Annotated in this window: 8 protein-coding genes; 2 read left to right on the top strand and 6 right to left on the bottom strand. The window is 41.2% G+C overall.

Features of this window, described 5'->3' with window-relative positions; all coding sequences use genetic code 11:
* From DESAL_RS08400 to DESAL_RS08380, 5 genes are all read right to left on the bottom strand, one after another.
* Complete coding sequence (locus tag DESAL_RS08400; RefSeq protein ID WP_015851556.1) at positions 1–267, bottom strand: hypothetical protein; 267 nt, start codon at positions 265–267, stop codon at positions 1–3.
* A gap of 12 nt (positions 268–279) precedes the next feature.
* Positions 280–1635: an RND family efflux transporter gene (locus tag DESAL_RS08395; protein ID WP_015851555.1), complete on the bottom strand. Its 1356-nt coding sequence runs from the start codon at positions 1633–1635 to the stop codon at positions 280–282.
* The gene (locus DESAL_RS08390) at positions 1632–2450 is read right to left on the bottom strand and encodes an efflux RND transporter periplasmic adaptor subunit (protein ID WP_015851554.1); all 819 of its coding nucleotides are present in this window, start codon (positions 2448–2450) and stop codon (positions 1632–1634) included. Before DESAL_RS08390 ends, DESAL_RS08395 begins: the two co-directional genes overlap by 4 nt.
* 70 nt (positions 2451–2520) lie before the next feature.
* Positions 2521–3963, bottom strand: coding sequence for a TolC family protein (locus DESAL_RS08385; protein ID WP_197528803.1), 1443 nt, complete (start codon positions 3961–3963; stop codon positions 2521–2523).
* 148 nt (positions 3964–4111) lie between these two features.
* Positions 4112–7228 (bottom strand): DUF4347 domain-containing protein, encoded by a 3117-nt coding sequence (locus tag DESAL_RS08380; protein WP_015851552.1) that lies wholly within the window; start codon positions 7226–7228, stop codon positions 4112–4114.
* Positions 7229–7588: 360 nt separating this feature from the next.
* Between DESAL_RS08380 and DESAL_RS08375 the strand changes: the two genes are divergently transcribed.
* Together DESAL_RS08375 and DESAL_RS20220 are read left to right on the top strand one after the other, a co-directional pair.
* On the top strand, positions 7589–8512 hold the full coding sequence (locus DESAL_RS08375) for a tyrosine-type recombinase/integrase (protein ID WP_015851551.1): 924 nt from the start codon (positions 7589–7591) through the stop codon (positions 8510–8512).
* A 26-nt stretch (positions 8513–8538) separates the two neighbouring features.
* Complete coding sequence (locus DESAL_RS20220) at positions 8539–9654, top strand: hypothetical protein (protein ID WP_015851550.1); 1116 nt, start codon at positions 8539–8541, stop codon at positions 9652–9654.
* Here DESAL_RS20220 and DESAL_RS08370 read toward each other — a convergent pair.
* Complete coding sequence (locus DESAL_RS08370) at positions 9559–12201, bottom strand: ATP-binding protein (protein ID WP_015851549.1); 2643 nt, start codon at positions 12199–12201, stop codon at positions 9559–9561. The two genes, DESAL_RS20220 and DESAL_RS08370, sit on opposite strands and share 96 nt — an antisense overlap.
* Positions 12202–12380: the final 179 nt, after the last annotated feature.

Genomic DNA, 12380 nt, shown 5'->3' with positions numbered 1-12380 from the left:
CTAAACCTTGTTGTTCTCTGCTGCTTCCCGAATCTGGCGTTCCACTTCCGCAAGGGCTGAGTTCAGGGCATCCTTGAGTTGGATTGCCCCGGGAACGGAAAAAACCACACGATCACGCAGCACGGCTTCATTCTTTACCGAACGGTGTACATTGCCCATTTCAATAACCACTTCCGTGGCGGAAGCATTTACATTGAAAAAATCGCGAAATTTGTAATCAAGATCGTTGGGGATAACCACTTTGAGATCGTTACTTTCATCAGCCATGTCTATTCTCCTTTAAATTCCCATTATTCTTCGAGCTGATGCCCATGGTTTACGCAGCAACCAGTAGGCAACAGAAACCTTTTCGCCATAGAGCACAGCAGATCCCTTCAACCCCATCCTAAGCTTTCCTTCTCCGATATTGGCTTGGCCATCAAAGGCTCCTTCGGCCATTATCGAGGGAACACCTTCCGGGCTTACGGAAACACTCTGGGCCACGTATTTAATCCGCGCATGCAATGAATCATCAGGAAATGCGTTCAAAAGTACTTTAACTTCAGTGCTGTTGCTGAAATTAACGTTATCCGCTTCCGGAAGCCAGATACGCAAGTTTATATTCTGCGGATCAACCACCATGAGCACCTTCTGACCAACTTCAACCGGTCGGCCACGCCATTCATCAGGGTTATCCACGATGATCGAACCGTTAACCTCGGCCCGGACATCCAACAAAGAGGCTCTATACTCTGATACCTTTAGTCTGATCCGTTCCTGCTCTAGTTGGCACTCTAAAATTGACAACTCAGCCTTTGCTTTTGAGCTGTCAAGAGCCTTAAGTTCAGTATTCATTAAAGTTCGCTGCAGGGTTTTTACTTGCTGCTGAGCTATTTTCAACTCTTGCATAACCACACGGGGATCGTAATCAAAAAGTAAACTGCCTGCTTTAACCTGATCACCGGACTCAACCAGAACCTCGGAGACAACACCGGAAAGAGGCGCGGTAACAATAAAAGGATCTTCTGGGATAATCTCACACGGGGCAACTACTCGAAGCGGAACCCGCCATGAGAGCAGCACTGCAAGCAACACAACAGTTGCAACCAAAAAACGTCGCCAGCTGAAAAACTTCCCTCTTATGCGACGGCACAATGTTTCCGGTTCCAGCCTTTCAAAAGCAGCCTTTGCGCTGACACCAACGAGACTGAGCAATTGTAAATCCCGTTCAGTCCACTCTTCCTGTTCCCAGCGTTCAAACCAGAGGACATATTTTGTCTTTCCCCACGGTTTGATCGGTAGCCAATATACGGAAAGACCGTTGGTATGGTCGCTGATAAATTTCCAATTCTGCGCTTCTTGATCGGAAAATACGCCTTCGTTCAGCAATTGCGGTTTATCTTTGCCAGAAAGTGACGAGGCTAAAGATTCCCATTTTTCGACCATTTCGGAATAAGCATCCACTCCGGATTTACCGGATACAGCCAAAAAGTTTGCGCGCTTCCCATCAACCTTGAACAGCACGGCCCGTTTATAAGGACAAAGCGAAATAGAACGGTTTAGCAGTCGAAAATAAAGTTGCTTCAGGTTTTCCGCAGCCAGCAATTCCGTGGAAAGCTGGTGCAAGATCATTGCCGGGTGCTGTTCATTACTCATCGCTCAGCAACCTTGGCTATGGGCGTAGGAATATGGCCGGTCATGCCGCATTTGAGTTTTCGTTTTGAGTTGGGCACTTCGATCTTCACTTCAAAGGTCTGACTGGCGGAGTCCATAACCGCGCCTACGTGGGAGACTTTCCCTTTCACTGTCTCACCGCTAGTCAGCTCAATATCTACCTGTTTCCCAATGGGAAAGGACTTTAGCTCATTCCACGGCACCAATGTGCGGGCCAGCAACACCGAATCGCTAACAATTTTAATCAGCGGAGTGCCTGCTTCCACCCATTCCCGTTCATCCACCAGCAGCCTTTCAACCCGGCCGGAATAAGGAGCCTTGATGGTGCAAAACCCTACTTCCTTACTGGCAATACGCATATTAGCTTTGGAAATGGTCAAATCTGCACGGGCTTCTTCCAAATCAATGATGGAACGGGATTTGTCTTTGTACAGATTTTCGATAACCTTGAAGGTTTCTGCAGCCTTTTTGTGGAGGGCTTTGGCCTTATCCTGTCGCCAGACAAACATTTCCGGGTTCAGTTTGATCAGTACCTGCCCCTTTTTGAAGGATTGCCCGAACTCCTTTGCAACGAGGCTGACTGTGGAATCCACCTCCGCAGAAAGAATGACTTCTTTGCGCGGGGAAAAAACCACCTTAAATGTGCCCTGCATAGTTTTATGGAGATCTGGCTCATTATCGGTTCCCTGTTCCGAAAAGTCAGGGAAAGTAGGCAAGGTGGAATTATAAGCAAGAGCACAAGGGACAATCAGAACTTGCAATGCGAGCAATACTATGGCTGGGAGCAGTTTTTTCATATTGATTCGATCATAAAAAACAGCCGAGGAAACCCAGAAGGCTCACTCGGCTGTTCGGTTTGGTTTTTATCTATTTCAAGGCGTAAGACATTTCATCTGTGACTTCAGCATGCTTGGTGCTGATGCCGCTGGTCGCGGTCAGATCCTGCTGATCAAAATCACGGCCCATGGAATTGTAGATCTTGGCCTTGGCAATGATCAGGTCAGAATATGCCCGCAATCTTTTTACACGGGCTTCAAGATACTGCTGGTTAGTCTGCAGCAGAAGACTTTCACTTTCCGCCCGGGATTTAACTCCCCGGTCAATTACATCCTGCAGTTCTTTCTGGCTCTGCTCAAGTTCTGTAGCAATGCCGAGAGATTCATAGGCATCGCGGTATTCGATAGTAGCCAGATTGAGCTGCACCAGCACAGCTAAGGCCTGTGCTTGACGTTGCTTGCGAACTACCGCTGCCCGTTTCATCCCGGTTTGCTGCTCGGAAGAGAGACGGGGAATGGTCAACAGGTCCCATGATACGCGCAATCCCACATTACACCACTGATGACGGGACATATAAGAGTTGTCATCACGACTATAACGGGCAAAGGGAGTCAGAGCCGGAAACATCTGAGTAAGGGCTATATCCGCTTCACGCACAGCTTCATCTTCTTTCAGGTCCATCTCAAACATTTCAGGACGCGAAGCCAGTGCTTCTTTTTCCCATGCCGGAAGGTTCATAGCCATTTCGCTGGGAACATCCGCGAGGTTGATTCCTTCAATAGTAAATTCTGCAGAAGGAGCAAGCCCCAGCAACTGAGCAAGTTCCTTTTTAGCCTGACGGTAATCATATTCATAACGGCGGATACTATCGCGCAACTTAATGATAGAAATCTGACCGTTCAGGGCATCTTTCTTTTTCTGACTTCCGTCATTCTTCTGCTTAATGATTATTTCCTGACGCTTAAGAGCACGGGCAATAATACTTTCAGCCTTACCTTTGGCATCCTTGGCAATGGCGCAACGCATGTAAGCCTGAATAACGCTCACAATCAGATTCTGCTTCACACGCTTAAGCTGCTGCTTGCTCATGCCCAGCTGTGCTTCAGACTGGTATTTGCGCTGGAAATCTACCGCCAGATTAAGCAGGTTCCAAGAAAGCTCAACCGACTGAGTAGAAGTCTCCAGATCATGAGAGATGGAAGGTTCCAAAGACTCCTGCCCGCTCTCAAAACTCTTGGAAGAACTGGGGGTGTACCAGTCCTGAGTGGAAAATTCCGCGTTACCCATCAAAGAAGGAAGCATGCGCCAGTATGACCCGGTCAGCACTTCACGCTGCACAGCAACCTGATGTTCGGACACTGCCGCATCAAGGTTATGCTTCAGGGCATAATCAATGGCATCCCTTAGAGAGATCGCCCGGCCCATGATGGCTTCGCCTGCTTCAGAAGCAGTAGCGTTTGTCTGCTGACCCGAAAGAGTCATCTCAGCCTGTTTAGTGAAGGCGAGGTCCTTAGCCAGATTCTCGTTCCTCATTTCTGTGCCGGTTTTGGGGGCGCAGGCGGTGAGGAGGAGAAGGAGGAGAATAGAGTTGAAATATTTCATAAATTTTAACATAGAGAGGCATAATGGGTTTATATTAATCAGTAGATCACGTTATTATTTAAATGGCTGTTTTAATAATCTACTGCACCTTCAACAAAAGATGTTTAAAGTATTCTGGATCTTGTTCAACTCCTTCGTAAGTCGGCTCAGCTCCAATTGAAGTCCCAAAATAACCGCCAATTTTTATTGGTGGTACCTTTTTCGTATACAAAACCATCGCGCCTTTGAATGTCAGTTTATAGTAAACTGGACTTGTTAACCCTGTACTAAAGTTTTGTTTTCCATCAACTCTTGCAATCAAACCATCTTTAAACATGGCCTCTATTTCATCAGCACCAGCTCGGTTAGCCATTGAATTGCTGGTGTGTGAGGTAGTCATGTATTGTTCAAAATTAAACGTAGATCGAGTAGCCAAAACATTATCTAGATAGATAAGACCAGCCTGCCTTTCAAATTTTTGCAATTTATCTATAGTCCATTCAGCAACTGAATGTGCAAGCTGCATCATTTTAATGGGAGTCTTAAGGAAAGGCATCATAAAGAATGTCGCGTCTAGAGTCGCTTTCTGAGCAAGCTTAAGATATTCTCCTGACTCTAAGTAGTCTAGATACTTATAAAGACTCATGAATTTTCCTTTATTTGCAACAAAGAAATCCCCATTTTTTTCTGCAATGCTAAACTCTGTTATTTGCTTGTGTGTAATTTCTTTACTAGGCTTCGATTCTATTCCAAAAAAAGCATCTGGAGAATCAACCATATTAGCATATACTTGATCAATATTAATTGGACCTTCACTATGAGAAGAATCAGATGGAAGGGAATTGCCCGACTCAGTCTCTGGTTTAGGCTCCGGTTTAGGCTCCGGTTTAGGCTCCGGTTTGGGTTCCGGTTTAGGCTCCGGTTTGGGTTCCGGTTTAGGCTCCGGTTTGGGTTCCGGTTTGGGTTCTGGTATAACAGGATCGGGCAATGGATCTGGCTTCGGTTTTACAGGTTCAGGCTTGGGAACATTTACGTTATAAGCCTTGGCATTTTTTAATGTCGGATTGCGACTAAAAGAAGATGGAAACGCCCAGAGACTTCTACTCCAATCTTGATATGATAAATACTGAGAACCCCAAATATCTGCTCCATCAACTTTTGTCAGTCCTTTATTAGCAACTGTACCACCGACAACAGTCATTATCTGGTTGGCATAGTTTCCAGAAAGAGTGCCGCCCCAGTTAGTGCCTACAACCCTTCCTACATCAGATATCCCTTCAATTCTTGAATTAAGCGCATAACAATTGCGCACAGAAGACTGCGCAGTCCGCACACTACCAACAACTCCACCAACTGATAAATTGCCTTTTACATTTCCTGTTGCATAACTATCTCTTACAACCGCATTATTAAGACCTTCAACATAAGAGACAAGGCCGCCTGCATGAAAATTATTAGAATAAACATTTCCCGTGGCATAACTATTGTCTACAGCCATGTTTCCACTTCCGTACATAACTGCGACAAGTCCACCAACAAAACCATCCCCTTTCACTTCTCCAGTGGCATAGCTATCGCTAACAACTACGTACCCAGTTCCATATTCATTTATGCCGCCAACTAGTCCGCCTATCCCAAAAGTACCACTTGTCTTAGCTGTGGAATAACTTTCTTTCACAAAGACATCTTCCGATCCGTATAAGTATACAGCCCCTATCAGCCCGCCCGCATCTCTGTTTCCGTTCTTACCGCCAACTACTGTGCCCGTGGAGAAAGATTTACTAACATTAATATTGCCTGAGCGGTCACCTTTGATCATACCGACCAGACCACCAACAGCAGCATCCCCTCTCACAGTCCCTGAAATTTCATTATTGGTAACAGTTGACGATCCGGTAAGTTGGCCCACCAATAGGCCAACATTATCTTCACCATTGACCTCGCCATTAACAATACGGACATTCTCAATTCTGGCACCGGAAGCATTTCCAAACAATCCTACATAACTTTCAGTCGGGCGATCTATGTACAGATTAAATATTGTCTTTCCATTTCCCTTAAAATCACCTGTGAAGGCAACGCCTTGAAAATCAGCGGTATCTTTATCCGTATCGTATCCAATAGGCCTAAAACCATCATTATCTCCAGAACTTCCTGTCCGCCCATCACCATTCCAATCTACATATCTTTCTCTGGAACTGAAATCGATATTAGAAGCAAGCTCATAGTTCCTGGCCCAATCTCTGCTTGGGTTTCGGCTGCGAGACAAAGCAATCAATTTTTCTACACTATCAATCTCGTAATATCCGTTTCCGTTATAATCAGTCAGGGTTTGCGATTTACCAGAATCAAGATAAATCGTAATCGATGCGGAACTAAGCACCCCATCAAATTCCCCCAACTTCCCGCTATCAAAATACAGCTCAACCAGATCAACCCCGCCTTCCTCAAGCAGCCAGTTGCCGCCTGCCTCGACATTCCCGGTATCATCAATACTTGCAGCAATCTCGCGCCCGGTGATCTGTTCAAGCTTGGAGATAAAGTCCTTGCCAACCTCGCCGTCAGCAACACCGCAGCCGAGCAGGTCGATATGTCCGTCGGATTCGACAAGTGAACCGACATTCTTCCAGAACTCGGTCATTTCAGGATTGGAAAGCAAGGTATCCGCATCAACTGAGTAATCTCCGCCCAGATGAATGGAACCGGAGCCGATAGAATGGGAGGCAAAACCGATGGAAGCGGCCTGTTTGCCGTCGAGAGCAGATTCGATTCTATTAAAAATATCGTCAGGATTATCTGTATCACCGTCATAAGTAACGGTAACAACATTTTCCTTTGCTGCACCTAGCAGATCATCAACATCTGCAAGGCCGCTGGAAGCAACCAGCACAGTGACCGGATCTTCTTCCGGCTGGTGATCATCTTTGGGCGCAGTAGATGCAGTACGATCCTTGGCAGATCCAGCAACGCTGACAGGTTGATTTTCCTGAGGCGCAACAGCTTTTAAAAGCGCGGCAACATCGGACTCTTCTATGGTCTTAGCTGAACCGGAATTAGCATTCGCTGCGTCCTTAGCCTCATGGTCAGCATGAGAATCCTGTGCGGCATTTGCGTCGGCAGTATTATCAACTATATGCGCATCAGCCATAGCCTGAGCAGCATGCTCAACCACAACTGCAGCCGCACCATCAAGTACAATTCTCTCTTCCAGTCTCATGTTCCGCCCCCTCTCTAGTATCCAGAATATAATTCTGCACTGGCGTCAGAATTAATCGATTATGAATAAGAACAAAGATATCTTGGTAGAATATTAAGAAAACAGTGAGGGGTTTATCATATGAATCATTAAGAGTCTATAAAAGAGTATATTGACGTCTGCCCCTATTCTGTACCGGTCAAATATAGAGAAATTTGGCCTTCTGAGGGTGTCTTATGGGCAAGGGACGCCTTGCGTGATTATCCTCCGAACGAATCTCTGCTAAGATGAAATTTAACCCCTAAAATGATTACATATATATCAATTGTACCTTCTTTGTTTTTGTCGCATTAACTACACAAATCAAAGGAGAAACTATATATGAAACTCAATTTCGCTATTAAAACATTTTTGCAGTATTGTTCATTAGAAAGATCACTCTCCTCATTAACATTGCAAGCCTACCGAAAAGATCTATCTCAATTTGGTGAGACAATAGATTTAAATAATGTTGAAGTAATAAATATCGACAAAGAATCTATAAGAACATACCTGTCAAACATAAACCATAATTATAAGCCAAAAACGCTAAAAAGAAAGCTTGCTACACTAAAGTCATTTTTTAATTTTCTTGAAAGAGAAGACTTAATCCCATTCTCTCCATTTAGAAAATTACATATTAAAATCGATAGATCAAAAGAACTACCTAAAATCATAAAAGAGACATCTCTATCTAGAATTTTAAAATATGCGTATCTGGAGAAAGAAAAATTTGATCATAAAAGCAAAGCATACAGAGAAATCACACGAGACATATGTGTAATAGAATTATTGTTTGCTACTGGGATCAGAGTCTCTGAATTATGCAGTATTTCACCATCTGAAATAGATTTAAAGAATAAGAAATTAATTATAAATGGGAAAGGGAATAAACAAAGGTTAATTCCTCTTTGCGAAAACAACTCTTTGAAAATTTTAAAAGAATACAGTCTGCTTTATCAGTACGCACTACATGATTCTACATCATTTTTTCTAAACAGGGATCTCAAACCACTCTCCGATCAATCCGTTAGGAGAATTATTAAAAAATACAGTGAAATTGCAGGCGTTACCGAAACCATCACCCCTCACATGTTCCGCCACACCATCGCAACCATGCTACTCGAAAACGGAGTAGACATAAGAAATATCCAAACATTATTGGGTCATAGCTCATTATCCGTCACAGAAATATACACTCATGTGAGCCTATCTTCGCAGCGAGACATACTCGCGAAAAAGCATCCAAGGAGGAAGATCAGGTAGGAAAGAAGTATCGATAACTAGAAATTATGAATGATATCTATTTTTATAAAAAAGCCTTGGGCTGTATTACTGACTTGAGCACAGGTGATGCTACAGCAAAGATGGCAAAGGAAAATGCCTTTCTTGGTCTGGCTAGTATTCATGCGGCATACAACCACGAAGGAGCTTCCAATTCAAATATCAGGTTGATTGCGTTGCCGGATTTTACAATGACGAGAAATAAATCAAGGTGGGATGCTGGATTCTCTTATGGATGTGTCGTTTTAATGGACTCAGAACTTCCGCCACTAATCCCTGTAGGATTTAGACCAAACTGTTGTGGCGTTACGATGCTTAAACTCAAGGAAGATGTACCCTGTATTGCGGAGGCTTCAAATCGTTTAGTAGAAATAATTAAATCTATGCCTATGACAGACGATGACGATTTCAGCAGAGGGAATCATTTTTTGGCTATTCTCAAACGTCATAATAGCAATGACATCTATGCTCTTTTACATAGCTCATTTGGAATTGTTAAACGAGATTCTGAAAATGGCCCGGGATTATATCCAGAAAAAAGTAGACACTGGAAATCACGTATAAAATGCATTGATTCAATCGGATACCCTTTTGAATATTTATATGCTAAAGACGCTATCGACTATTACAAAACATACATGAAATACGATGAGTTTACAAAAACAATGCGTGCAAAAGCAATGCTTGAATTGTTTGATGGAGCTGAAATTATATTTAACGAAACTCATGAAGGTTTTTATGGTATTGATAAAATTTTACTTGGTGCATACGTTTCGGATATTATTTTTGAAATGCCAATAATGATTGCTCCGGACCAACCTGTTTCATGGGTAAAAATCAATAAAACGATTGATCATATTGCCGAAGATAGCAGCTTGCCGCCTCTTTATATGTCACCTCATGGAGCTGGCTACACATTAAATGATGTCATAAACGCTAAATCACTTACAAAAAACAACTCTGTTTATGAAATTAAGTACAGTAATAAGGCAATAATGCATTGTTCCACTGTCCAAGATTTAATGATCTCATATCGAAAGAACGTTACAGAGTTTTGGAGTAATAGGTTTGGAGGTTGTCAAAAGTCGTTCGATTTGACTCCGTTGTTCTTCTCCAAGGTTTGATTGAGTTTTATCTAATAAATGATTTCTATCAAATTCATGGTCGTTAAAATTAAATGTGACATCTCTTTGAATGCCTAATAATTTTAAGCGATTGTTGATGTCTTTAATTTTAGAAATGAGTTTCATTTTTTGAGCAAGAGGCAATATGCCTTCCAATATAACCATACATTGTTTCGACATATTAAGACGGTAATATATATCAAACAACACAATGCCTGAATTTATTTCCTCTTTATCCAAACCAAGTTTTTTTGCTAAACACTGAGATTTTTGGGCCCAGACTAGAGCCTCCTGCGGATCTCCTTGTGCCAGTATTATTTCTGCTTGTAAGTTCCAAGAATACAGTAGCCCCCGTTGATGATTGAAATTCCTTTTTATGACAAGGCTTTTATTATTTAATTCCGTAGCACGGTTATAGTTGCCAAGCTTTAATTCACATTGAGCCATTCTATATAAAGCGTACGACTTTCGTTTGTGAGTAAGATTGGATCTTTCTAGGAATTCAAAGCACTCTTTTGCTGCGGAGACCATACCAAGACACAGCTCTATCATCGCAATTCGGTGTAGTGATTTAAAAACAAGAGCCTTATTACCACCCAGAAGAGCCTTACTCACAGCATATATATATAACGAAAGTGCCACCTCATAATCAGCTCTAACATAAAAGACTCTAGCGATAAGAAGTACACACATCAAAATATGTTCATTATAGTTATCAGAAAAAATATTTAAGTTCGTTACTAATAATGTAAGCAGCTGATCGTATTTATTTTCAAAATACAACAGACGGGCCCTAGTATAAATTATCTCGTAGTCACAATTCTCAACTAAATCATTAATTCGCCCAGTGAGTGACATTACTGCAGAGGCTTCACTGTATGCACCAGACCTTTCAAGGATCATTGCTTTTTTCCAGCAAAGAGATTTGAACTCATAGGTTTCTGCCATCAAGTCGTTTATTATATCAATAAGCGACGTATCAAAGCCTCTATCCATTAAGTCAATAAAGTTTTCATTTAAAATTGTCAGAGCTTGAAAATGAGCATTATTAATCATGTTTATTGCTATAAGGTCAATATTTATAGCCGGAATTCTTAAAGCTTCATTTTTCAATATATTGTATTCAAGTTCAGAAACTCCACTAATGCTACATATCTTTCTAACAAATTTTCTTAATGTGTCGTGAACTTTGTACTTATTAGCAGTTTCTAAAACCAGTTTCTTACGAACTAACGATTTAAGCTGAGCAGAATAGTTTAATTGAGTAAAAGCATTACCAGACAGTGGAACATGTGCCATACTCAGAGCTTTGATAACTACATCCTCTCCATCGTCTAAGGAGCCAAAAATATTATCTAAAATTTCGTCTATCGAGCTGTGATGAAGATCGTTAAACGAATTATTAATCATTTGATTGGCCAATGTTATGAAGTAGGGCATGCCTGAACATTTTGAATATAGCAGTTCGACTAGATCAGCAGGAGGGGTTTCACCCAAATAATAGTGAGCTAAATCATTGGTATGTTTTTTATTTAATCCATCAAGTGAGATAAATTTTATTTTTTTTTTGGCTTTATTATGGGGAAAAGAATCAAACCAACCAATAAAAAACAGATCAAATGTTTCAAAAGACAGTATTCTTGTAAGAAATGAAAACAATTTATCACTATTACACTTATGGAAATCATCTAAAAAGAGTACAGGTTTTTTTTCAAAATAGCTGTCACAGGCGATTTTAGCTAACTGTGCAATGGCATTGCATTGATATTCTTTAAGAAAATCGGCAAATTGTTTTTCACCAAAATGAGCCAAAAAATAGCTTAATGAGTTAAAAAAATTCAGACTTTGGGCGTTACCATCATTTTCAATATGAAAATTGTGCCAGAAGACTGGTCTTCCACTTTTATGGTAATCTAAAGCTACACTTTTTGCCAACTCAGTTTTACCAGTTCCAGATATACCCGTTAAATAAAAATGACTAAACTCATTATCGTTCAATTCTGTTCTTTCTTTTACTCTATTCAACAGCATATGGTCCATTGGGAGAACATAGGACTCATACTCTAATGGTATTTTAATATTATTCCTGGTGCAGTTAATAGCAGAGTGAATTTTTTTACTTATATACTGCAGCCTAGAGGTTCTCCCCAATTCAATATCAAGTAAATATTCGTAAATAGAATGCTCTTCCTCATAAAGTACGGAAATATTGGTCTCTTTTTGATATTCTTTTAAATAGTCTTTAGTTTGAGGTGTTAAATAAGGGCAAACCCATAAATATATGCACGAAACCTGCTCAATACCTGTCCTTGCCCAGTCAAGCGTGTTTCTGATGCGCTCAATAGAAAGAGATTTACTATGAAATTTACATTCAACGAAGACTCCTTCTCTTCGTCCATCAAATTCATATTGAATTTCTAAGTCACGAGCCTTGTCTGCTCCTCCTTTACGCCAATCTAAAATTAATGGGGAGGTGTAAGACAATATTTTATATACCACATTTTCAAATTCATAGTGGTTTTGCACTTTACCCCTAATACTATTCATGCAATACAGCCTATATCATTCATAATTTCTAGTTATTTTAAAGTTTATATTACTCAACAAATCAGTTGATCATTAATTAAACTCAAACAACAGGAATTATATTATCCCGAAAACAACGTCAAACCCTTTTCAAATAAATATAAAATGATATTTAAATACTTATATTTTGCAGCATCTTC

The sequence above is a fragment of the Maridesulfovibrio salexigens DSM 2638 genome (assembly GCF_000023445.1).
GTDB lineage: Bacteria > Desulfobacterota > Desulfovibrionia > Desulfovibrionales > Desulfovibrionaceae > Maridesulfovibrio > Maridesulfovibrio salexigens.
This window is presented reverse-complemented; position numbering and strand designations above follow the sequence as displayed.